We start from the raw sequence: 25,366 nt of genomic DNA, 5'->3' as shown, positions 1-25,366 counted from the left end.
TTGTTTTTCCTAGAGTGACAGAAGAGTGATACACTGAATAGCTTTGGGCGCGAGTGGTTTAGTCTACATTTAGATATTCTAATGCCATGCGTAGAGAAGATGTGTCAATTATTGTGGGTGATAAAGAATATTTTCTTGCTTGAAATGGCTTGAGGTTAAGGTCTTTGAACACGCTATCACTCATCTGACCGGTAACTCCGCACCATGTTCCTCCCACGGCATTAATCATCTTCCGAAAACTTTGTGGTATAAAACCTGGGTTAAATAATTCTATAACCTTTACCTGATTACGATTAAAGATAAGAGTAGATATGGCGGCTCCATGTAGACCTACTACCACTTTTGCATTTCTAGCTATTGACAATTGTTCACTAATTGACAAGTCTTCAAAGTAGAATTTTTTGAATTTGTATTGTTTTAAAGTATGTTCAACTTCATGTTCATTAATTAAATTTCTTGTTTTTTTTCGTGATATAAATACTCGATCAGGAGTTTCGGATGTATAACCCTGAATATCCAACTTGTTAAAAATATCTTCATATAATCCTAGACAACTTTGAAAGCCATTAAGATTATTACCATTGCTCAATACGTTTATCAATATATGCTTTCCGTAAACTTTTTTGTTTGTACAAATAACCGAAAACCCCATACTTTCATAGATTTGTTTACCTATAGAAGGTCTCCTATCCCCAATTGATTGACCCAAAATTACTGTTGTTTTAGGGTATACGTCACGAGTAATTAATAGTTTTGGCAATATATGAGTCAAGACGTGAGCCATATTGCCATCTACCTCATATCGGGTATCATGGATATACTCCTCGTCTATTTTAAGTTCTGGTGCAAGTTTTCTGTATATTTTTTTATATAGTCTTCCTCCCATTTTTACTCCAATATCGGCTGTAGAGCCGTGGTGAACCGTTAATTCTATTTCCTTGCTGTCACATTGGTATGCTGGCAGATGATGTGTCATAATTTCGGGTTGCAAAAAGGTTACTAATCGCGTTGGATAAGTAAAAATTTTTGACTCTTTTACTTTTATACTAGGGCTTAATCGTTTCATTTTTTATACCTTGCAATTAACTCAATAGTATACCGAAAATATGATAAATTCATTAATGTTTGTTGTCCTAAATTCACACACCTCCTTACCTGGAAAATTGTAACTTTTTAAAATTCAATTGATTCTTTAATCCTTCTGTTGTTTACATTAATCTAGATATTTCTTGATCAACTCACTACGCTCGCGAAAAACTACCTCATCATTGAATCTGCGACCGTTTATAGCTGCCTCTTTTATTAGCTTCGACAACTGATGCCGTTTTTTAAACAAAGTGTTTAAAAGCTCGCCGAGTTGTTTCCAGTTTTTCATCGGCACTAATATACCACCACCATACTCTTTAATGAGTTCCTCAGAATACTTGCTTTGATAGCCAATAATTGGTGTTCCGCAAACTAATGATTCAATTAGGCAGCGAGGAGATTCCTGAGTAACATGGGTAAAGAGCATCAGGTGAGATTCTCTTATCCGCTTGAGCAGTTTATCTCGATCTGGCTCAAATCCGACCAGCTCAATACAAGAATTCAGACCCAGATGACCAATCAATGCTTTCATTTCATCCAATAATTTCCCGTCACCGATCCAAGTAGCATGTAGGTTCACCCCCAATTGCCGAGCCATGCCTATTGCCTGAACCCAGTCTAGCGGAGCTTTCATCGGATCTATACGTCCTGCATAACAGATGCGAATTATCGGCTCATTAGCAACAAGCTCCACTTTTTCACCTAACTCTCTATCATTGATATTGTCTGAAGCTTTCAGGTGGATGTCGTAAATCAAATGACTGTTATCGCAGAAAGAAGCATAGGCTGCATAGCAATCGCCACCTTGCCATAATCCAAGGGCACAGTTTTTAATAATCCACTTGTGGTAGCTAAACATTAAAGATGCCAATAATTTTGCCTTTATTTGGGCTGGTAGTTTGGCTTTCTTACTTACTTCAAGCATAATTTCATATTCAACACGATCAGTGTGGATGGCATAAGCCCTACCCTGTTTTTTAGCCTCCAACGCCGCAACTGCAGCCCAGTCACCAATCAACCCGCCGATGACAAATTGAAGGTAATGGCAACGGGAGATCAATTCTGCTAAAGATTTACGCCCAGAACGATAACAAGATAAGAATTTTGGTAACGAGTAAGCCCATGGCAATGGCACCAGTTCAAATCGCTTAGGTTCAGATAAAGTTGCCGTGTCACGCCAAACCATTGTTGTGTTCTGTTCGGCTAATGACTCCGGAATGAGAGGTGCTACAACAACGACAAACTCGAAATTATCAGCCCACTGTTCCAAGCCATGGCAAGCCTGAAATTCAAAAAATAATTGGTTCCCTTTGGCTCGAAAAGGAACCGGCAAAACTAGTAGCATTCCTTTTTGTTTCATCATCACTGCTATTATATATAGTGTTTTTATTTGATTCGTGTACAGCCGAAGCCCTGAAAGCCTTACTTAGCAAGGGTTGCTTGTTTACATCTCAACTAAAAATGCTATAACTCCAATAATTGTCATAGCGGCTAATTTCTTTTTATTTTATGATAATAACGACTTAGACCAAGATTACCTCCTTTGAGCCAGGGAATGCTTTGTGGTCAATAGGCGACGCTTCACGTTCCTCGTTTGTGTTTCTTGCAATACCACCCCAGCGATTCCCCCACTGGCAAGGGGAAAGACTGGATTAAACATATCATTAGTAAGATTATCTGCCATATACAACGTCACCACAACCGCCACAACCGCCGCTGGTGCAACTCTGGGATTAAACCATAAACGAGCCGGATAACGCCAGCAAAAGATTAATATCGGTAGGCATAGGGCAGGGATGAAACTAAATAAACCGACTAACCCATTAGTACCGAATACAATAATCCACAAGCTGTCCGGCAAGGCAGCTGCTACAGGCTCTCCTGCCCAATTTTCTAGATATACCCAGCTTCGCCCCCATCCGCCCCAGCCAAAAATTATCTGCTGCCTTGCCTTCTCTCCAAAAATCTGTTCATTATCAAATCGAGCTTTTAAAGATGATGCTCTATCTTCATTGGTTATTTCAGTCATAACGGAAATAATCTGATCCTGCTGTGGCTGAGTAAACTGCCCAGTTGCTACATAGTAGGGGTAAAAAAAGATACCTCCAATCAAGAGTAACAACGGCAGGGCTGTGCCGAGTTGGCGGGCAACCAAGAGGATAATCAGTCCAAAGGCGCACAGAAACCATGCCCCTGTGGATTTACAGAGTATAAAGGTAATCAGTAATACAGGAACTAACCAACTCATAGATATTCCCCAGACTTGTTTAATTACCCCAGCTTGCCACAGCCAAATGCCAACGAGGGTAGCTGCCATCATCCACACACCCACAGCTAAACCATGCTGCATAAACACTTGTGGTCTAAATCCGCCATAACGCATTGTTTGAGCGAAACTATGAGGAAAGTAACCATAAACCATACTGTGCAATTGGGGGCTCATGCGAACTTCAAACAGGCATAAAGGCACATAAATTATGCCACCCAGGAATATGCCAAGCGCTAACAGACGTAATCCTTTCAGATCATTGAAATAAATTCGCCCCAAAAAATAAGGAAATCCCCACTGCACTGTTTGACTAAGTGCGCTGGAGAAACCGTCATAAAAACCCAAACCATTACTCATGGATGAAGCTATTGGACATACACACCAGATTAGCATTGGCAGGTCAAGCCAACGGAGTTTAAAGGAATGGAAGCGCCCCACATCGAAGATACAAGTCGCTAGCAAAATACCATAGCTTGCTGCCGATATCCGGTTATAGTCCGGGAAACCGGGAAACGAAAATCCTGCTTTCTGGGGCAGAAATAGCCAAGCACCCACGAACCCAATAACCACTGCCTTCTGTACCGGAAATCGAGCAAACAGGTACAACATGACTGGTATCCAGGCAAGCATTGCCAGTTGAGCTTGAGGAGTCATAGGCGGGGTTTTCCGTAAGTTTCATTTGAACTTTCGAGACTCTAACCACTTTATTAGGATATCTGTGATCCAGTCTCTCTCTGATTCAAGTTGCCAACAGTAGGAATTACTTCTTGAATCTGGAGCTTTATGAATTACTTTTGTTTAATGTCTTATCCACTCCCTCAAAAAGTTGTATAACTTGTTTCTGAATCTGGGGAATTGTAGCCCTCAAGGTGGCTGCGGCCTCTTGACGGTTGCCAAATTTCTTTTCCACTTGACTCAAAATTTTCTGCTCATCCTCGGTTCTTAAATCTACGACGTAGTTTCCCACACCAGCAGATTCAAACACACCGATAAATTTACCACTGTAGGCTAGACCAATTGCGGGAACGCACTGGGAAATTGCTGCGATACAGGAATGCATCCGTGAGCCTAAAAAGAAGTCACAACAACCAATGAGATATTTAACTTGCTTATGATTTAATTTATCTTCTACCAGTAGAACTCGTTCTGGATAGTCCCCTGATATTTGGTCATATACAGTTTGACATGCCTGGTTATCTTCTCCATAAACATGGGACACTAATATAACAATGGTATCCTTTTGTTCCATAAAGTATTTAATGATTTTGCCCGGTAGTTCCCGGTAATTGCCCTTGAGTCCAAATTGCTGATCCGCTTTTTGTCCTCCATTATAGAGAATGCCACTAATATTCAGGCCTATTATGACTTTTCCTTGTTCCTTTAACTTTTCCAGTTGCTTAATTATAGGAACATCTGGTTTATCGGGTTCCAGAACAAAAGCAACATCAGGTATATAAATAATTGACTTGTTTTCAGCTGCTGACCCTAGCAGTTCTTTTGTATATTCAACGCCATTTTTGTCTCGACTATAAATTAGAGTAGCTTGCTTGAGAATGTATTTGACTAGCGCCTTAGCCACAGGGCTTTTAAATGGTCCATAGGTTTGGGGAAGTAAAATTAATTTTTTTTGACACAGAATAACCAATATTTTCAGGAAAGCATCCGACCTAAAACGTGACATTCCATAAAGATCACTAAAGCTATCGCCATAGGTAATATCAGCCACTAGGTCGGCTTCCATTAATTCCTTGAAATAGAGATTTGTCCTTTCAAGGAATTGCTGAAATCCTTTGAACGGTAGGAGTTTTAAAAGCAGAGCATAAATAATCAGTACATATACATTATTCGGTTTTGACAGATTGATACCTGTCCACAAGGCTCTATTTTTAATCCAAATGTCTCGCCCACCAATGGTTATTTTCTGATCAGATTCGTCTACAACCGTCCGCAGAATTACTTCTGCATCATGCCATTGCGTGAATATACACTTTAGACTTGCTTCACTGAGAGCGTTCACTCCCATATTTGGGGTTTCCAGGGAGGCTCCCATTAACCATATTTTTGGGGATTTATTCTTCATTTTTGTTTAGATGAATTAAGATGGATAAGATTACAAACAACCAATCTTGTTTACCAGTCAATGACGATCCTATTTATATAAATTCAGTTCTCTATTCTGGGGGCATCATATAATAATGTAATGATAATGTAATGAACTAGACAAATTTCATCCTTGCTGCCGCTGTGCAAAAACGAGGAAACGTGGAGCCAGTTTACTCGCAAATAAACCTAATGATAACCCGTTGAACATCTGCATTCGACGATTTTGAGGGATAGAGTAAGAAACACGCTTCACCTCCAATCCTGACTGATGTAACCAAGAACGTACCATAGCTTCGTTGCTTAAATGTATCCCCAAAGTTTCAAAATCAGGCTCACCACCTGCTTCTATATCAAAGGGAGCAAACGTTTCAGAACTGAATTGACGGCACTTTGCATTCAAGAAGGTGGCAATTATTTCACCGTTCTCTTTTAAAAGATTAGCAAAGCGGGTCAAGATAGGTATAGGTTCCTGTAGATGTGGTAATACATCATCAAAAATAATACAGTCAAATTGTCGTCCGGATAGAGTGTTGAGTGCTGAATTAAAGTCGGGTTCCACTGTTTTGATCCCTTTGCGACTCGCCGTTGCCGCAATGACTGCATCTAAGGGTATTGCTGTCACTTGATGACCTTTCTGGAGCAATGCTACTTCAGTATTTCCTGAACCGCATCCAATTGAGAGGACATCTTTATGTCCAGAGTCCACTGCCTGTAATAGTTCTGAGTCACAGGGAGCGTAGTAAAATTTGTCAAAACTCCAATTTAATAGTTTAGTCTCTGTTTCAAACAGGCGAGATTGGGATAGGCTTCCCGATGCCACTTCTATTAAGGTTTTGACTTGAACGTCAACTTCTTCTTTCGGAAGACCGAATGTTCCTAAATATTTGTTGGGTAAATGATGCAGCAAAAATCGGTCTAATTGGGTAAGACACATCACCTTAGTCAGACCACAGTAGAGAAATGGGTTAGAGGCAGCACTTGCCATAACATAATACCGCGATCGCTGGGGTGTCAAAGAGTAAGCGCCAGAGTCAATCGCAATACGTAACTGGGAACGAGTCAACAGGTATAAAGCCGAATGCTTATTGCTAAACTCAGCAAATGTGTAGGAACCAAAGTTTTTTACTGAATCGGGCCACCAATGAAATGCGGCATGGATGGTCGATATATCAACCCTGTTGTCTTGTGTAAGTTCATACCGAAAAAAACCTGCAACATGGTTGTCTGGCAAATATTGAGTCGCCTCTAGGAATGCTTCTATGTGATCTGAGGTTAGTAGGGTATCATCTTCTGTATAGATAAATAGATCGTACTCGTCAGCGCATTCTGTAAATAGACGGCGGTGAGCATAAGGCAATGAGCGAGGATCTGGTGTTGGCAACCCGACAACAACCTTTACTTCGGTTCCCAAATCCTTATGAATATTTGTGTGTACTACTATGTCTTTCTCATAAGGTAAAGCCCGGTATTGATCTAAAACCTGCTCAAGGTAAACATCGTTCTTTGTACCGTAGTTAGCGATTGCAACTAAAACTTTCATTATAATTTTTCCATAATAAGGAATTAGTTTAAAACACCTTGTTTAGGCTGATGTTCGTTGAAATGATGTATTCCCTTAAACTATTTTACTGTTCTAATACCACCTCCTTATAACTCCCCGATTTAAGCACCTTTCCTTTTTCTAAAACATAAACCCGATCGCAGTTTTCCACCGTAGACAGCCGATGAGCAATCACAATCAGGGTTTTCGTCCCTGCCAGAGCGTTAATCGCTGCTGTCACCCGACTCTCTGTCTCATTATCCAATGCCGCCGTCGCTTCGTCCAGTACCAAAATCTCCCGTTCATGATATATTGCCCTAGCAATACCAATCCGTTGGCGTTGTCCCCCTGATAAGCGTACTCCCCGTTCACCTACCCCCGTCTTGATCCCATCGGGTAACTGCTCAATCAATTCCTCAAGCTGTGCGGCTGCGATTGCCTTATGCAATCGTCCCTGATCAATTTGATCATCAGGCACACCAAAAGCAATATTCCGTTCGATTGTATCATCAGTTAGAAAAATAGACTGGGGAATATAGCCGACCAGATTTTGCCAAGAGCGCAGATTCTCATAGATTGATACACCATCTACTTTAATATCTCCACTTTCTAGCTCTAAAAGTCCTAATATCACATCCACTAACGTCGTCTTTCCTGCTCCCGATTTACCAATTAAGGCAATGGATTCCCCTTTCTTAATCTTAAAAGAAATCTGGTCAAGCGAGAGTTCTGAAGCCCCCGGATAACGATAGGTAACATCAATCAGCTCGATTTGATTCGCGAAACTCAGAGATTTACCGCCTTGATTTCCCTGTTTGACTGACCCTTTCGCTGTTGAATCAGTTAAACTCTCTAAACTATTGTGGACTTCTCGTTTCTCTATCTCCTTGAGATCCAAGTAGAGCATATCTAGCGCATGGCTAGAGGTTCGCATTTGCGCCATTGAACTAATGAACTGACTTGATGCTGGAATTAAGCGCACTGCAGCCACAGCAAATACTCCCATTACAGCAGTCAAATCTTGCTCACTCTCAGTGAAAAAGATGTGAAACAGAGAAACAAAGAGAACGACAAATACAATTAAGCTGGTTTTAATAAAAATGTTCGGTAATATACTTGATGCTTGGGATAAAGTAGCCGCCCTCGCATATTGACGAGCTTGCCTGTCTATTTGATTCTCGAAATACACTTCACACCCGATTACCCTAGTTTCTTTCAATCCGCCGAGACCATGATTGATCGTGCGAATCATTTCTCTCTGAGTTTCCGATTGAGTTTTCCCCCACCGTTTAAATCTATGTCCCAACTTATTGAACAATAAAAATGTCGGCACTAAAATCGCCAAAATCATCACTAGAAGTAGGGGGCTGCTATAAGCCATTAACCCCACTAAAACTCCGACAACAATGCCGTTTGTCATGAAGAGGAGTAGGGCTAACAAACATCCCTGAGTAAACATATTCGTTTCGCTAATAATATTTTTGATGATGTTCGCTGTATTTTGTTTTAAGTAAAATGTATAGGGGGCATCTAAATAAGCTTTGAGTAACCGAGATATCAATCGGCTTTTTTGTTGATGTGTGTATCTATAGATATAGGTTTGAGCAAGGAAATAGAATATGGATTGAATACAAAAAATTGCAATAATTATAAATCCGACGATGGGAATAAATTGTTGAGGCGATTCAACTCCTGACTTTCGATAAGCCCAGTCAAGTACGGTAATACTTTGAATCGATTCTGGATTGGACGCTAGGCTGAAAAATGGCCCGACTAAGCCAATACCAAAGGCTTCGAGAATTGAGGTGAAGATAAATATTAGTAAGAGGAATACAAGACTTTTTCGGCTTCCTGTTAGGACATATAAAACTTTGGAAAGATAGTCAATCATCTGTATAAATATTTTTTAGATTAGAGCCTATTTACATGAATTGCCGGGGATGGGGAAGGGCGCACGTCGGTCATCAGTGTCAACTTAAGCTCAACCCCTCACCCCCAGCCCCTCTCCCACGCCGGGGAGAGGGGAGCAAGAGAGTCCGGTTCCCCTTCTCCCATGCAAAAAAAAGCTCTCGCATCCTCTGTCATCCCTCCTCGTAGGGGGGAACGAGGGGGGTGGGAGAAGGAAGGGGTTAGGGGATGAGGGGGAAAATGTCGAGGAGTAGGCAGACACAGATTAAAACCTTGTCAGTAGTAGTTTTCACCTTAAGTTAACACCAATGCAGGTCGGTGCGCCCCTACGGATGACTTTTGTTTATGAACAGGATTTGCTTTGAGCAGTAATACACATAGAATACTGAAAGTCGGTTGGCTTATAACCACACTGTTAGCTTTATGATGGAAGGCTGTAGCTCAATTCACTTACAGTCGGGTAGGGTAGCCAGTCTATCCTATACTCTTCCAATTTTAGAGGATAAATAGCTCAACTGTTAACCCTTGTCTGGGAAACACTTTTTATCACAGAGGGTTGAGGAGAGGGCGACCCGAACCCATTAAGTAGCTGGAGTTGTTAATTAGTGCAAGCGGGTCGCCCCTACCTTACTTTTTACGGTATGTGGTGCAAGGTGAGTTGTAGAGACGTTGCATGCAACGTCTCTACAACTATCTTTTCGGTTCCACCCAGATGTGACTAAACCCGCCCCGAATCAGGGTTCTAGACTTTGTGAAAAGTCAGGTCGCCCCTACAGGTTCACCCCAGTTTTTGGGCGACTAAGGTTATCAAACTAATTCTATTTGCGAATCATCGCCAATCATAAACCGCAACGCTTTGGGACGCCGTGGCGCTACACTCAACTGCGCCCGTTGTCCAATCACACTGTCCACAATCCGCTGCTGTACCCCCATCACCTTCGCCCCCTGTAAAATTACACTATGCTCTAAATCGGTATCAACCAGCGTAACCTGGTCAGCTACACTACTATAGGGACCAATAAAACAATTTTCCAGATGGCAATTGCTGCCAATGGTCACCGGTCCACGAATTGTACAGTTGACCACATTTGAACCCTGACCAATCTTGACCCGCCCAATCACCTGACTCTTTTCATCAACCTCACCCTGAACAGCGGTTTCTAACAAGGTATCTAAAATAACCCGGTTGGCTTCTAACAGGTCATCTTTTTTCCCAGTATCCAGCCACCAGCCCTGTAACTGAAAGGCTTCCACCTTCTTCGGTTGGTCAATTAGATATTGAATCGCATCGGTGATTTCCAATTCCCCTCTAGCCGAGGGTTGAATATTCGCGATCGCGTAGTGAACTGTGTTAGAAAATAGATAAATCCCCACCAATGCCAGATTCGACGGTGGAACCTTGGGCTTTTCCAGTAACTGCAAGACTCGCCCCTCTTCATCTACCTTAGCCACGCCAAAGGCGGTGGGATTAGGGACGGTACACAGCAGGATTAAGGCATCTAGCTGTCGTTCGTGAAAGCGTTCGACAAATAAGCTCAAGTCACTTTGTACCAGGTTATCACCCAGATACATTAAAAAGGGCGAATCACCAAGAAACGGTTGAGCAATCTTGACCGCATGTGCCAACCCCGCCGGCTGATCTTGCCGGATATAAGTAATCTTAGCCCCAAAGCGATCGCCATCTCCAGTTTTGCTCTTAACTTCCTCTCCGGTTTCTGGACTGATAATAATTCCTATATCGGTAATCCCTGCGGCGACAATTGCCTCAATCCCATACCATAAAATTGGCTTGTTGGCAACCGGAACGAGTTGTTTTGCTCCAGTATATGTTAGGGGTCGTAGTCGCGTTCCTTTTCCGCCGGAAAGAATCAGTGCTTTCATAAGATTTGCTTAGATGGGCTGGAGTATAGCTGGGAAGTGACATCCTCCTACACTGTACCCGCAGGGTACAGTGTAGGCTTCCTTCGTCGCAGCCTTACGATTGCGCTTCCGGCGTTTTATAGTTGGGAATATGCCCAGCCCAACTCTCTTGATATTGATCGCCGCGTTCCAGTCTCTATCCAAGATTAACCCACATAAACAGTGGTGAATTCTTACTGACAAATCTTTTTGAACTAGGCGATCACAACAAGAACATATCTGGCTTGTGTTATGAGGCTTTACTTTCACCACCGACTTACCAGCTTTTGCAGCTTTGTAAGTGAGAATTGACAAGAATTGACTCCAGCCAGCATCATTTATTGATTTGTTTAAACCTGACTTGGCGCTTTGCCCATTGGGTACATACCTCCCTTTTTCATCCTGTTTAGGTTTGTTTTTCCGGGACAAGTTTCCCGGTTTGATGTCCTCCACAAAGAACACCTTCTCGTCCCGGCTCACCAGTCGTGTAGCTGATTCATAATGGAATTTTTTCCGCTTCCGTTGCAACTTTTGGTGATGCTTGGATATCTTTTTGGCTAGCTTCCGCCGTGATGCCGACTTATGCGGCTTCCCTTCTTTGCGGTTAGCTAATTTTGCCAATTTCACCTCGGACTTGCGGTAATGTTGTTGAATAGGCTCAATCTCTCCATCCGATGCCGTCCAGAATTTTTCCAAGCCCACATCCAACCCCAAGGAGTTTTCTTCTGTTGCTTCTATCTCTGGTGGCTTCAGACTAGGGACGGATTTGTCTTCCAATGTTAGGGTTATGTACCATCCGTCAGCACGACGCGATATCAGTGCCGCCTTAATTGTGAATCCTTCCGGGATGAGGCGATGGTAGATTAGTTTCATCTGACCTACCTTGGGCAGGCTGATATAAGCAATATCTCGCCGTGTGCCGCCGTTTCTGCGCCGATGAGGATTAGCGGTAACACTCAGGCACTCCGGCTTCAACTGCGGGATTGAAAACGTCCGGTATCGCCTCACTGACTTGAAGCGCGGTTTTCCGCTTCGCTTCCCGGTTGAATCGCCTTTGATCAACCGATTAAACGCATCTTCTACCCGCTTAACCGCTTCCTGTATTACCTGAGAGTGAACCCCTTTGTATAAGTCCTTGTGGAATTCTCTTGACCAATGAGTAGCGCGTTTTTGACTGTAGTATGTTGGTTGGTCTTTGAGTTCTGGCAAATGGGTGATAAAAATTGGACAAGCATTGACTGGAGAGCGATTACACTCCCACCAGTTAAACCGTTCTTCCAGCATTAGATTGTGTATCCTGCACAACTTGTACAGCCAGTCCTTTAGCTGTTTTGACTGTTGCTTATCCGGCACAATCCTATACTGGTAATTCAGTTTAAACGTGTCTTTACTTCGCTTCAATTTCTATCACCTCCCTATGGCAATTATATATCAACCTCAGCCAAATACTATCCGGAAACATAAAAACAAGTTTTCTTTCAATGGCGATTCATCTCAGACGCTGACCCTACGGGTACAGCGCGAGGCTTATCGCCGAGAGAGCTAAATAATTCCCCGACACCCGCCAAGAACTCAAGTTCTTGGCTTATAGCTTAAGTCGTCTAAAGACGACTATAATTTTTATCCAGTCAGCTTTAGCTGACTTTAGCTTTCAGTTTTAAACCCAAGGCGGTTTAATGCTTCTGATCATAAAGTTGTTTAAGCATTCGCCGCAACCCGGTGCGCCAATGGGGAGGATGATTCCCTAATACAGCTGATATCTTCTGACTTGACAGTACCGAGTATGCTGGACGCGCTGCTGGTGTGGGATATTCAGCCGTGGTAATTGGTACAACCTGCTTGACTTGTAACGGGAAGCCAATTTGTAGAGCTTCCTCAAATATAGCCACAGCAAAATCATACCAACTGGTGACACCGCTATTAGTAAAGTGATAGATACCCGTCAGAGTATCTGATTGGAGAGATTGAGCCAACTGCGCGATCGCACCTCCTAAATCCCCTGTCCAAGTTGGTGTCCCCACTTGATCCACAACCACTCGCAGTTGGTCACGTTCCGCTCCTAGTCTTAACATGGTTTTAACAAAGTTGCCTTTCCCTTGCGCCCCATAAACCCAAGCGGTTCTGAGAATCAGGGCGCGATCGCAGTGTTTTAGCACTCCCTCTTCTCCCCATAACTTTGATTGACCATAAGCATTGATTGGATCAGGAGTATCGTCTTCAGTATAAGGTGTATTTTTTTTACCGTCGAAGATATAATCGGTGGAAACGTGAATTAACGCCGCCCCCAACTGCTGTGCGGCTTCTGCCATAATCGTGGGAGCTGTACCATTGATCGCATTTGCCAGTTCAGTTTCGGTTTCCGCTTTATCTACGGCAGTATAAGCTGCAGCATTAACAATCAAATCAGGCTTACATTTACCGATAACCTGGCGAATTTTATCCGGTTGAGTTAAATCCAACCTGTGACGGTCAACCCCCATCACCTCTCCCAGGGGGGCGAGGGTTTGTTGCAGTTCACTCCCCAGTTGTCCAGCCATACCTGTGAGTAATATTCGCGTCATGGATAAACTTCCGCTGTCTTCAAGGGTTGCCCTGCTTGGTCTTTTGCCGATAAGATCGGCTCTGTGGTCAAATCCCAATCAATGCCTAAATCGGGATCATTCCACAGCAACGTCCGTTCATGCTGCGGCGCATAATAATCCGTTGTTTTATATAAAACTTCAGCTACCTCAGAAACGACTAAAAAGCCATGGGCAAACCCCCCAGGAATCCAAATCTGTCGCTTATTTTCCGCACTCAGCCGACAGCTTACCCATTGCCCAAACGTGGGAGAACTTTGGCGAATATCCACCGCCACATCCAATATTGTCCCCACGATAGCCCGTACCAACTTCCCCTGAGGTTGCTGGATTTGATAATGTAGTCCCCGGAGAACGTTTTTGACGGAACGGGAATGATTATCTTGGACAAAGGTAGCGCCGATATTCGCTTTCTGTGTAAACGCTTTCTGGTTGTAGCTTTCCAAGAAAAAACCACGCTCATCCCCAAAGACGCGAGGTTCTATAATTACAACGTCTGGAATTTTAGTCGGAATAATTTGCATTTAGCCTTCTGGAGCTATATATCTTTGACGAAAAGGAGTCGTGCCGAAATTGATATTACACCTCTAGAATAGAAGTTAACTGAGTCAATTGAAAAGCTACTGAAGTTAAGAAGTATGACCCGCATTGGGGTAGTCACCATTGGCAGAAATGAAGGGGAACGACTAATTCGCTGCCTGAAGTCCGCGATCGCACTCCTTCCCCAAGATACACCAATTATATACGTGGACTCCGGTTCCACGGATGGCAGTGTGGCAGTGGCTAAATCTCTAGGTGTTCAGGTGATCAACCTGGATATGTCCCTACCGTTTACCATGGCGCGGGGAAGGAATACGGGATTTAGATACCTAGTCGAACAGTTCCCCGATATCAAATACGTCCAGTTTATCGACGGCGACTGTGAATTTATCCCCGGCTGGATTGAACAAGCCATCGAAACCCTAGATAATGATGATAGATTAGCGATCGCTTGTGGACAACGGCGGGAACGATTCCCGGATGCCTCAATCTATAACCGCCTCGCTGACATGGAGTGGAACACGCCTGTGGGTGAAGCCAAAGCCTGTGGCGGGGATGCCTTAATCCGCGTCAGCGCCATTCGGGAAGTGAACGGCTACAACGAAACCCTCATTGGTGGGGAAGAACCGGAAATGTGTATCCGCCTGCGTCAACGGGGCTGGAAAATTGCCCGCATTGATGCCGATATGACCTATCATGATGCCGCAATGCTCAAGTTTAGTCAATGGTGGAAACGCTCCATGCGTGGGGGCTGGGCAGTCGCAGAAGGTGCGGCGATGCATGGTGATCCCCCGGAACGGTATATGATTCGGGAAAATTTGAGCGGTTGGATGTGGGGATTTGTTCTACCTGTGACGGCTCTAAGTTTGGCTTGGGTTACATCGGGTCTGAGTCTATTATTATTTTTGGGTTACCCTGTTTTGATGTGGCGAGTGTATCGGTATCGCTGCAGTTATGGTGATTTGCCGTCCCACGCCGGATTGTATGCTCTTTTTTGTGTATTGTATAAGTTTCCGCAAGTGATTGGGCAGATGAAATACTGGCTGAGCCGATGGCGGGGTCAGCAGGCAACATTGATTGAATATAAAACATCTGTATAAGATCCTCCTGTTTCCTTAAAGGCTAAAGCCCTTACTACAAACGATACGCCCTCTGTAATAGAGTCTGGGGGTGAGTGACGTTTAAAGGCTAAAGCCCTTACTACAAACCTGCTAAAATAGCTCTGCTAATTTTGCCGCCTCTTTCGTTGCATCATGCTGTTTCGCTACTCGTTCTGCCCCCGCCTTACCCATCTGTTCCAGCTTCTCTACCGGAAGCTGTAAGGCAGTACGCATTGCTTCAGCCAAAGCGTTAACTGAACCTGCTGGAACTAACCAACCACACACTCCTGGCTCAACCAGTTCGGGTATGCCTGCTACATAGGTACTAATCACGGGACGAGAAAGAGCCAATGCCTCCATAATTACCACAGGTAAGCCTTCGGCAAAACTAGGGAGTACCACAGCCCGTGCTGCTAAAATCTGTTGCTGTACCTGATCATTACTCAGCCATCCGGTAATCTCAACCTTATCCTCTAACCCTAGCTGTGCGATTCTATTTTCAATTTCTGGTCGTAGTTCCCCATCCCCAACCAGTACAATTTTAAAGGACAAGCCCTCTGCCGCTAACAAACCTGCTGCTTCTATCAACAGCAGATGTCCCTTCTGTTCGCTTAACCGCCCAATGCACACCAAATGTGGACAATCTGGCACAGGGATAGGGGACTGAGTTAAAAACTTTGCATCCACCCCACAATGAACGATATGAATTTTCGACCATTGTTCTGAAGGACACCAGCGATACAGTTGACTTTTGCCGAAGCTGCTAACTGCCACAACAAAAGCTGCTCGCTTAATTTTTTCCGCTAAGGAGATTGCTCCTACTTTATCAAATTCTTCCGGTCCATGAACCGTAAAGCTATAGGGTGGTCCGCCCAAGACGTGACACAACATTGGCACAGTCGTAGAGTTGGTGCCAAAGTGAGCGTGAACATGGGCAATGTCTGCCTCAGCAAACCACCCTAGCAACACACAGGCTTCTGCCAGATAAGCGAGATGAAGCAAAACTCCTCGCTCTGATCCCCAACCCACCTGAATGGCTAGCTTTAATGCACTCAGAAACCGAATCGGTCGGGTTATGACAACCCGGAGTAAGCTCAAGAGTAAGCCTACTATACCAATATCTAATACAACCCGTGTCTTTTCCAGCTCTAACTTGTCCCCTTCGTCAACTAACTCGGACGCACAGGAACGGATAGCGAATCGAGCAACGGGAATCCCACAGGATTCTACTCCCAGAATTTCCCGTCTGATAAAGCTGTGGCTAACTTTGGGGTATTGATTAACTAAATAGGCAACTGTCATTGGTTATTAGTTATTGGTCATTTGTCCTTCGTCCTTCGTCATTTGTTAAGGGCGGATTTTGTTGTTCCTTTATCGGTGGGGAGGGCGGGTTTTGCTGTTCATACCAAGTTGCTTTCTATCATGTCATTCTGAGCGAAGCGAAGAATCTGGACAGATGCTTCGCGTCACTCCGTTTCACTGCGTTCTGCTCAGCATGACAGATTCTACCTTAGACTGCAACTTGGTATCAGTTATCAGTGGAGAGGGCGGGTTTTGTTGTTCCGTTATCGGTGACTAGCTGAATTTAGTCCCTCAACCCGCCCCTACAGATTCCCTAAACCCGCCCCTACAATGGGTGACCCTAGACGTTCCACCGGAACGTCTCTACGATACAATCACGAGACGGAAACCGGGGTTTTTTCCCAACTATTATCCTGGGGCGCGGGCGGTAACCCCATAAATCCTGAACGTTTGATATGATTGGCGATAATCCCTAGTGTGGGCAAGCCAAAGGCATCTAACTGCGTGATAGTTTGCTTAACTAACGAATTCTTGGTTTTCTTAATTGCTGTCACCATCAACAACCCATCCGTGTGCCTTGCCAAATAACTGATATCCATACAACTGGGGAACTCTGGCGTATCATAAACCACCAAATCAAATTTAGTCTGAAACTCCGCCATGAGTTCCTGCATCTGCGCCGAGGCAAACCGCCGCGTCAGATTTGGGCGAGGTTGACCTGCGGTTAATACAAACAGATTATCAGAAATCGGCGATCGCTGGATAAAATCATGAGGCATCAAATTCTCTGCCAGCAAGTCACTCAACCCTTTGGCATTAGGTAAATTCAACTGTTGATGAATCTGAGGGTGCATCAAATTTGCATCCACCAACAGCACCCGTTGACCCATTTGGGCTGCCGTTTGCGCTAAGTGTAACGCCACCGTGGATTTACCATCCCCCAACGCCGCAGAGGTAACACTCAGGGAACGAATCGGGCGGTCAGAAAACAGAAACCGGATACTGGTATAAATAGAGTCAAAGGCTTCCAGAAACGTCGCATCCGGATAACTCTGCTCCCCAGTCTCTTTATCCTGCCTCAGATTCCAATTTTGATAAGCCGGAACTTCACCCAACACCGGCAAATCCGTCGCATCCTTAAGGTCTTCTGTGCTATAAAAAATATCTCTAATTTTTTCCTGGAGAACCCCTAACCCCAGACCTAAGACTACTCCCCCCATCACACCCATCAACAGCAGTTTATCAGAGGATTCCGCCATATTCAAAGGATTCCCTGCTCCATCACGGGCGATTTGCGGTTCTGACAGAATTTCCCAAGGCAGTTTATTTCCCGCTTCCTCAACTTGGAATGTTTCCCGCTGCCTTAAAAGTTGATTTAGCGTCTGAGTCGCCACTTCCAACTGCCGCTGGAGTTCGCTATACTGACGGATAACTTCAGGCATTTGAGCGGCTTGTTGAGCGAATGTAGCTCTCGTCTGGGCTAACTGCTGAGTGCGTTCTTCTAAGAGTTGAATCTGGTTCGTCGCTTCCACCAGTTGCTGAATCAGCCCCATGCGAACTGAATTCTGAAATGTCATCACATCAGAATTATTCGTCGTGCTTTTTAGGTTCTCGCCAATAATCCGCTGGGCTTCTTGATTCAGCAGTGCCAGTAAATTCTGTCGCTGTTCCTCTAGGGCTTGCATCCTGGGGTTATCCGGGCCAAACCGGGCAGATTCAATGGCAATCTGACTTTCAACTTCCTGAATTTTCCCCAATAACCCTTGATAACGAGGGTCTTGGCTTAAGGCAGATGAAGCAATGGCTTCCTCTGGTGATAATCCTAATTGTTGCCGCAAGTTAGTCGAGAGGGTTCTCAACTCCCGTAGCTCTTTTTGGGTGGCTATCTGTTCGTTTTCAATATCCCGGACTTGGGCAAGTAATTCTGCCCCTTTAGATTGGGGGTCAATCAGGTTATACCGCTCTTGAATACTCTGAATCTGTTTCTGAAAATTAGTGACACGCTCCTGCAATTTTGGCAGTTGCTCATCGATAAATTTAACCCCTTCGCCAATACTGCTCTGGCGTTCATCCAGGCTATACTTTAAATATTTCTGGGCGGTTTCCTCTAAAACCAACTCGACCAGTTTTGGATTATATCCTTGATAACTCACTTCCAGGATCTTGGTTTCAGAGCCTCTACCTTGTCCGACAGTGATCTGTTCAATATTTAACCCTTGCCTTAAAGCCCCGACACTAAATCCCGGATATTCCGTTTCAATTTCCTCGACCACTGGCTTGAGAACACCCACTCCCTTTAATATTTCAATCTGAGTCGGATAATCCAGACTAAACATTTTATCACTTGGCACTCCATTGGTGCGAGCCAGGGCGCTAGGGTCACTTGCCCGTTCTTCATTAGTTACGGGTTCTACTAATAGGCGAAAATTTCCTGCATAAATTGGGGGTTCTTTGGTACTTACATACCAAGCAGCTGCGGTAGTTAGGGTAGTCAAAACAGCAATCAGCCAAGCTTTGCGCTTCGCGGTTCGCAACAAGGGACGCAAATTCAATCCACGTTGAGGAGTCGCTGTCACCTCATCAGCAAAATCGGAGGACAATGGCGGATCAAGTCTATCGCCCTTGCCGTTTGATGAAAGTGCAGAATCCCGTTCTATTTCCATGTTGACCTCTGTCATGTTGACTGTACCGCACCCAAACCCTTCTTTAGCAACAGTTCCTGGCATGTCTATTATGCCAGACCATTGAGCCAACTGTCTCTATCCCTCGGTGTCTCACACAATACTTTTTTGCCAATTGGCGAGTCTGCTTAATCCATTTTAAATGAAACCCCCGATGACCATCAATAAAGGTTTGATAAAGTTTACCCTGCTCGGTTGCTTGGACAACGTTAATACAACTTAGCATCAGGAGTGATTGTCTATTTTCAATAATTTTATCCATGAGTCCCCTTAGCCCCAACCGAGCTTGGCTGTCTTGATCTTGCTGTCAGGATGAAGAGTGAGTACAATAAAATTTAGCTTATTCACTCGGTACTTTGTACAAATTAAATTTTTGCTTTAAAATTAACCATGAAAATATTAAATTCTCCACGAGATACCTTTTCCATAATCGTTTTGGGTCAGAGAATAATTGATACAACCATTCGAGTCCAATCTGCCTCACCCACTTTGGCGCTCTTTGGATATTTCCCGCTTCAAAATCGAGGGTTAGACCGATACTCATAATAATCTTGATATTTGTCAACTTTTCCTTTTTTTTATTTATAAAGTGTTGATTGATCAATAGCTCTTGCTTGGGAGTTTTTGCTCCCACAACTAAAACAGTCGCCTTAGAATCATTAATCAGTTGGATAATTTTCTGGCATTCTTCTTCATGATTTTCAAATCCCCAAGGTGGAGAATATTCGGCTACTACAATTTGCCTGCATATTCTACTATTAATTCGGGTTTTGGCTTTTTGGGCTACGCTTGAATCCGTTCCCAATAGAAAGATTCGGATATCTTCGTCATCTTTATGATAGTTACAAAAAGCTGGAAATAGATCAATTGCCTGTAGTTTCTCTTTCAGGGGGGTTGCCAGAAACTTTGAAGCATAAACCATCAATTGACTATCACATAGTCTATAATCAGCGGCATGGTAAGCTGATAAGAACTCTTGATTACTTTGAAATTGCATAAGATGTCCGACATTAACTGTCAATACAATGCCCTTCTTAATAGTTACTAATGCCTCTGGCATTGAAATATTATGAATATACGCATTAAGCATTTTAACTTTTTCGTCTCGGTAAACACGATCATGTTTTTCAGAAAGTTTACTTTTGAAGCTCCATTTTTCTAAAGACAAACTTGAACGAATTTTTGAGCGAGTTGTCAGTGTTTCATTGTCTACGATAAAATAATACTGAAACGTTTTAGGATTTAAAAGCTTACTAACTTGTGGACTAATACCCCACAATATTAATTGAAGTTTTTTGTCATTCGATTGACCCGATATAACATATAAATCTCTTATAGCTAGACTATCAAAAAATGCCACCTTGCTCATGTCAATGATAATACGCTTGACATCTTTAGGTTTTACTGGATTAATTTGTTCTTGGATAAAATTCGTCTCTTTTATGTTGACTATTTCTGGAAGGATTATTAAAATATTTTCCTTCTCTATCAAAACTTCTATTTTTTCTGAATAATCATTCTTATTTTCGGTCACTTCATTTGTATAGTAATTCCCCATAGAGTTTAAATTTTCACCTTGACAACTATTGAGTAGGTCTTCATTTTGAACAACTAGTCTATCGATAACAGAGAGTTTTTGTAATATTTTTGCTGACAAACTCAATGTTTTAATTCGAGTTTTTGACTCTATAAACAAAGTTTGGCTTTTACAGAGTAATTTTGATAGTAAAAAGAAAGGAACAGCTACTCCAGCTCCCGTTGATACTATTAAATCCGGTTTTTCTTTGAGCAAAACTATTCCGGCTAAAAAAAGATTCCGGACGAGATTGTATAAATTCCGATTGGTTGGACTATACGCCCAATAAGCACACCACTTGCCAATATTAATCGCTGATTCTGTCGTTTCGGTTTTAAAGGTAACCCAACAAATATCTTCAAATTGTTCCCAAAACAATTTTAGCTCTTGCATGGCTTTGAAATGACCACCTGAAGAGCATACCAACATGATTTTTTTTGATTCTTGAAGATTATAGTAATTCAGTAATCTTTTCCAATGATTATCATCTTCCTGAACAATAAAATTGGGAACTATCGGCTCTCTAATGAACTTGACTAAATCAGTGGGGGAGCGGGCGATAGGAACTCCTAGCGTTTCTAGGAATTCAGCCATTTCGAGTTGATGATCATCTACATGCTCCCCAAAACGCCTAGTTCTGGGTACAAGAATGTAAGGTTTTCGTAATGAATTTAACAGAATAAATGTTCCTTCGCCACAGTGACCAATAACAATTCTAGCCCGGTTTAAATATTCTTTGAACATTTCTTCAGGCAAGAAATCATAAGACTTTACTTGCCTAAAATTTTCTATTTTCTCCTGATTAGAAGAACCGTATTGTATTATAACTTCTTCAGACTCTTTAATGAATTTATACTTAATAAGTATATTAATCCAGTCAAGTAAAGAATCAAAAGGATATTGTTCTGTTCCAAGGGTTACGACTATCATGAATGTACCATAAGTATTGAACTTTAGTTAAGTCTACTTTCAGAAAATGCTCATCTATCAGAGGGGGGAAACAGGCGCTTTATAAATATTTAACTTCTGTTTCAATATCAGCCACAAGAAACCAACATCATCAACAAAATATCGTTTCCACAATCATCTCGGTTCAATCAGGAACTGCTCAAACCACTCTAGACCGATGTCTCTGAGAAAAATTGGCGCTCTTTTGACATTGTCGGCTTCAAAATCGATGGTTGCACCGATTCCCATAATGATTTTAACGTGATCATCAAATTTGTTTTTGTATTTACTGATAAACAACTCTTGTTTCGGTGCCCCGACTCCTACACCCAACACTGTAGCGCCTGACTCATTAATCAGTTGCACAATTTTTTGGCATTCTTGTTCATCATTTTCAAATCCCAAAGGGGGTGAGTATTCTGCTACGACGATTTTCCGACCAACTTTAGCGTTTATTCTTGCTTGAGCTTTTTTGGCTACGCCCGGAGCCGCTCCTAATAAAAATATGCGAATATCTGGATTATTTTTGTGATAGTTGCAAAACTCTGGAAAGACATCTGAACCCGATAATTTTTCTTTGAAGGGAGTTCCCAAAAATTTAGAGGCGTAAACCAGAATTTGGCTATCACATATCAAATAGTCAGCCGCTTTATAAGCCTGTAGAAACTGTCGATTTTCTTGTAATTGCATGAGGTGATCGACATTAGGAGTAAAGACTACACCCTGCTTTAATTTCTTTAAAAACTCATCTTTAGAAAAATTATCAATATACAAGTTAAGAATTCTAACTTTTTTGCGAACTGAAAGACCGCTATCTTCACTAGCTAAAGACATCGGCATAACCTCTGATTCAGGTGTAAACTGACTATCCTGTTGATCTTTCATTGAGCGTGGAACTGATGATGAGTTCATAGTAGAAGCAACCCCATTAATAATAACATTAACTTAGGCTGGAATTGAATGGCTATTGATTCAATTTAAGGAGCCTGCGCCGAATAGTAAATCTGTCAGCCGACTGATTTTCAGATGGTTAACTGGTGTTGGCTGATAACCTGTAGAAGATACTCTAAATAGTCGAACCCAATTAAAGTTGAGCATGAGGACAAGGGAATAGGAAACAGGGAAATCTTAACAGTAAGGATTTGACGCTTTAACATTTCTTAGTACAGCGGAAAGAATTTATGTCTAGGTACTTCTATGTCTTTCCCTTGGCTAAGAATGAAAGATTGATTGATTCTGTTACGATACATTTGGTGTGAATCTTAGCGAAAATACGCCACCCGTGCATCCAAACCCTGCGATCGCAGCTGATGGGAAAGACTTTCGGCAGTGTTACGATCTGTAAATGAGCCAGCATTGACAAATTTGCCCCGCCCGGAGTCGGCGGTAAACGCCCCCGACGCATATCGTTGCACTCGGGTAAGTGTATCACCGTTGTAAATGGGGACAATGACAACATAGCGATTAGATTCAGGAGTCGGGATTAACCCCAACGCCTGAAGTGTGTCTTGACTCGCCACGCCATCGGGAAATAGATTATTCGCCTCCTGAAACTGCTCCACGGCGTCCTGAGTTTGGGCGCCATAGATGCCATCAACTGGACCTGGATCAAAACCTGCCTGTCTTAACTTTAGCTGAAGTTCAACGACATCTTCACCGCGATCGCCGGGACGCAACTCTCGGAGGTTAAACGGTTGCGTCGGAATGGGAGGCGGCGGCGTCACTTGCCCTCTAGGAGGGGTTAAGATGTTCCCGATACTCGGAGGGGTAGGCAATGTGCCGATCATGGAACTCGGGGGAGGTAAAGTGGTTAGGGCTAGGGTAGAATCGAAGGGGGAAAGACTCTTAAGGTTATCGAACAAGAAAGATTGAGTGCGTTGACCGACAATTCCATCCGCAACCAGTCCCTGACTACGCTGAAATTGCCGGACAGCATCTGTGGTGATTTGACCAAAATAACCTGTGGGTTGTTGATTGAAATAGCCTAATTCCCGCAAACGCTGTTGAATCTCAAAGACTTGAGATCCACGACTTCCTTGCTGTAGCGTTTGGGCTACAGCTTTATCTGTGATTCCTAGGCTGCTAAGGATGATGGCGAATAATAGCCAATGCCAGGGTACGCCAAACCAAGGCTTGGTCGGCTGCCATTCATCCAGATTGAAACTCTCTAGAACCACCTCGGCTTGGCTTTCCGACGCCCAGACAAGATGGCTATAGGCAAGGGTTTCCATAGGTTTCCCCGATAGCTTTTATTGCTAGTTTATCAAGCTATCTGGGAAAATGGTATGGGGGGTATGTTATTGTTGTCGGCTGGGGATGATGTCAAATTAATCCTGATCGCTCGATGAGAACCGCCGACAGCGCTGCTATCCCGGTAATTGTCAAGGCTAATATAGGGTGTTGACCTTGACTTACGGCAAACGAGGTGACGATTCCAGCACCCAAGGCGGCGGTAATTAATGCTGTCCAGATATCTTTATTCGTATTTTTGTGGTACATGCGTATTTTTCGTTAAAGGATTTTGGATCAATTTAGACAAGTTTTCTAACCGTACCACTCTCTTTTCTTTAACTGAAGTCTTTGCTGAAGTATTGCAATCAAGATTTAGATTTAGCTAACTTTCTTAATATAATCTCGATGCCACGCTATTTTGATGGATGATGGTTATGCCCAGTGATTGAGCAACTACTGCTATCAAGTCCGGTTCAGCGCTGATGATATATCCGGGTCTTGGCGGGAAAGCAATCGCACTAGTTAGAAATTCAAGCGGACATGATGCTAAATCAGATTGAGGAGTGATGAGGATGAGCCAAATTAGCCAATGGAGTAAGCTTGCCGCACTCTTGGCGTTAGGATTTACTTTAGTAGAAGGTTTGACAGCAACGGCGAGTGTAGCTGTTGGTGCAGGACAGACCCCGTTTGTGACCACTTTTGTTCATACCCAAGAAAATGTAAAGATAAATCCTGACAGAAACCTTTTAAGCCACCAGGGTGTGACGTTCTCATCAAAGCCATCTCATACCATTTCTGTTGAATCGTTAAAGGCTTACACAACTGGACTAGCGCCCAGTGGGTTAATAGGGCGCAACATCATCGAACATGGGTATAACCCGACAAGTTCTTTTCTCCTCACTCAAGGGCTGAGTGGGCAATGTCGGGCGGCGACGCAGTCAATTTTTATCTACGCGGAACGTTCTACCGCCAATCCAATTCGCGCCTTACAAGCTGATGAGCAAGTCATCCTCGCCGAAGCCAGTGGTAGGAATGGTTGGATTGCAATTCGTTCTCCAATTAGTGGATTTGTCCAAGCGAAAGATCTTAAGCCTTGTCCGGGGAATACTGCTGCGACTACGCCCTCACCCACACCGCCTAACCGTTGTCGGCGAGTGATTTATGAAGAAGAAGAAGGGTTAGCGATTCGTGAAAGTCCCAATACGAATTCAGCGAGAGTGGGTGGTGTCTTCCCTGGCGATCGCGTCGCTCTTTCTGATCCGCCCCAATTTAGATTAGATGACGCCGGACGGGAATGGGTGAGGATTACCGCCCCGACGGCTGGGTGGATATCGAATGGATTTCCGCAACTGGGCGATATTAATCTGAAGGCGTGTTTCTAGTGTCATTGGTCATTTGTCAAATAGTTCTCGTACTTAAAACTGAGTCGGGGCAGGTTTAGTTAAGTTACAGGTCGGCTTGTCAAACGTGCAGCTTATGACTTATGATAACCATATTTAGCAGTTGTAGTTAGTAAATTTTCTATGCTAATAACTTCTCTGAAATCACTAAAAATAGCAATCAACTCTCTGACTTTTCGCCATTGATTCCTAACTCACACGCA

17 protein-coding genes and 1 pseudogene are annotated in these 25,366 nt (G+C 43.3%); 2 read left to right on the top strand and 16 right to left on the bottom strand.

The window, feature by feature from the left end:
- Positions 1-58: 58 nt before the first annotated feature.
- The 10 genes from ACLGGO_RS00945 to rfbC all read right to left on the bottom strand — a co-directional run bounded on the left by ACLGGO_RS00945 (position 59) and on the right by rfbC (position 13,908).
- Entirely contained in the window at positions 59-1,066 is a 1,008-nt protein-coding gene (locus tag ACLGGO_RS00945; RefSeq protein ID WP_446417936.1) for a glycosyltransferase family 61 protein, read from the bottom strand.
- 147 nt (positions 1,067-1,213) lie between these two features.
- Positions 1,214-2,449, bottom strand: coding sequence for a glycosyltransferase (locus tag ACLGGO_RS00940; RefSeq protein ID WP_446417935.1), 1,236 nt, complete (start codon positions 2,447-2,449; stop codon positions 1,214-1,216).
- A gap of 171 nt (positions 2,450-2,620) precedes the next feature.
- Positions 2,621-4,009 (bottom strand): O-antigen ligase domain-containing protein, encoded by a 1,389-nt coding sequence (locus tag ACLGGO_RS00935; RefSeq protein ID WP_446417934.1) that lies wholly within the window; start codon positions 4,007-4,009, stop codon positions 2,621-2,623.
- 127 nt (positions 4,010-4,136) lie between these two features.
- Entirely contained in the window at positions 4,137-5,435 is a 1,299-nt protein-coding gene (locus ACLGGO_RS00930; protein ID WP_446417933.1) for a polysaccharide pyruvyl transferase family protein, read from the bottom strand.
- A gap of 147 nt (positions 5,436-5,582) precedes the next feature.
- Positions 5,583-6,998, bottom strand: coding sequence for a class I SAM-dependent methyltransferase (locus ACLGGO_RS00925; protein ID WP_446417932.1), 1,416 nt, complete (start codon positions 6,996-6,998; stop codon positions 5,583-5,585).
- 85 nt (positions 6,999-7,083) lie between these two features.
- On the bottom strand, positions 7,084-8,889 hold the full coding sequence (locus ACLGGO_RS00920) for an ABC transporter ATP-binding protein (RefSeq protein ID WP_446417931.1): 1,806 nt from the start codon (positions 8,887-8,889) through the stop codon (positions 7,084-7,086).
- An 824-nt stretch (positions 8,890-9,713) separates the two neighbouring features.
- A complete protein-coding gene (locus ACLGGO_RS00915) occupies positions 9,714-10,787 on the bottom strand; it encodes a glucose-1-phosphate thymidylyltransferase (RefSeq protein WP_446417930.1) in 1,074 nt (357 codons plus the stop codon).
- Positions 10,788-10,796: 9 nt separating this feature from the next.
- Positions 10,797-12,206 (bottom strand): RNA-guided endonuclease InsQ/TnpB family protein, encoded by a 1,410-nt coding sequence (locus ACLGGO_RS00910; protein ID WP_446417929.1) that lies wholly within the window; start codon positions 12,204-12,206, stop codon positions 10,797-10,799.
- Positions 12,207-12,478: 272 nt separating this feature from the next.
- Entirely contained in the window at positions 12,479-13,366 is an 888-nt protein-coding gene (gene rfbD, locus ACLGGO_RS00905; protein WP_446417928.1) for a dTDP-4-dehydrorhamnose reductase, read from the bottom strand.
- A complete protein-coding gene (rfbC, locus tag ACLGGO_RS00900) occupies positions 13,363-13,908 on the bottom strand; it encodes a dTDP-4-dehydrorhamnose 3,5-epimerase (protein WP_446417927.1) in 546 nt (181 codons plus the stop codon). The genes rfbD and rfbC overlap by 4 nt, the downstream gene beginning before the upstream one ends.
- Positions 13,909-14,022: 114 nt before the next feature.
- On the opposite strand from rfbC, the gene ACLGGO_RS00895 reads away from it, so the two are divergent.
- Positions 14,023-15,024, top strand: a complete 1,002-nt coding sequence (locus ACLGGO_RS00895; RefSeq protein WP_446417926.1) for a glycosyltransferase family 2 protein — start codon at positions 14,023-14,025, stop codon at positions 15,022-15,024.
- 111 nt (positions 15,025-15,135) lie between these two features.
- On the opposite strand, the gene ACLGGO_RS00890 is transcribed toward ACLGGO_RS00895, so the two are convergent.
- The 6 genes and pseudogenes from ACLGGO_RS00890 to ACLGGO_RS00865 all read right to left on the bottom strand — a co-directional run bounded on the left by ACLGGO_RS00890 (position 15,136) and on the right by ACLGGO_RS00865 (position 24,030).
- Positions 15,136-16,326 carry a glycosyltransferase gene (locus tag ACLGGO_RS00890; RefSeq protein WP_446417925.1) on the bottom strand — a complete coding sequence of 397 codons (1,191 nt, stop codon included), beginning with the start codon at positions 16,324-16,326 and terminating at the stop codon, positions 15,136-15,138.
- A gap of 374 nt (positions 16,327-16,700) precedes the next feature.
- Positions 16,701-19,079, bottom strand: coding sequence for a GumC family protein (locus ACLGGO_RS00885; protein WP_446417924.1), 2,379 nt, complete (start codon positions 19,077-19,079; stop codon positions 16,701-16,703).
- A gap of 268 nt (positions 19,080-19,347) precedes the next feature.
- Complete coding sequence (locus ACLGGO_RS00880; RefSeq protein WP_446417923.1) at positions 19,348-21,513, bottom strand: WecB/TagA/CpsF family glycosyltransferase; 2,166 nt, start codon at positions 21,511-21,513, stop codon at positions 19,348-19,350.
- Between the two features lie 57 nt (positions 21,514-21,570).
- Positions 21,571-22,365, bottom strand: a pseudogene (locus ACLGGO_RS00875) (WecB/TagA/CpsF family glycosyltransferase).
- 428 nt (positions 22,366-22,793) lie between these two features.
- Positions 22,794-23,762 (bottom strand): peptidoglycan-binding protein, encoded by a 969-nt coding sequence (locus tag ACLGGO_RS00870; RefSeq protein WP_446417922.1) that lies wholly within the window; start codon positions 23,760-23,762, stop codon positions 22,794-22,796.
- Between the two features lie 91 nt (positions 23,763-23,853).
- Entirely contained in the window at positions 23,854-24,030 is a 177-nt protein-coding gene (locus tag ACLGGO_RS00865; RefSeq protein ID WP_446339817.1) for a hypothetical protein, read from the bottom strand.
- Between the two features lie 305 nt (positions 24,031-24,335).
- Here ACLGGO_RS00865 and ACLGGO_RS00860 point away from each other — a divergent pair, with 305 nt between their 5' ends.
- On the top strand, positions 24,336-25,145 hold the full coding sequence (locus tag ACLGGO_RS00860) for an SH3 domain-containing protein (RefSeq protein WP_446417921.1): 810 nt from the start codon (positions 24,336-24,338) through the stop codon (positions 25,143-25,145).
- Positions 25,146-25,366 lie beyond the last annotated feature (221 nt).

The organism is Coleofasciculus sp. (assembly GCF_046565525.1).
Lineage (GTDB): Bacteria > Cyanobacteriota > Cyanobacteriia > Cyanobacteriales > Coleofasciculaceae > Coleofasciculus.
The sequence above is the reverse complement of the archived record's forward strand: the minus strand, read 5'-3'. Positions and strand labels throughout refer to the sequence as shown.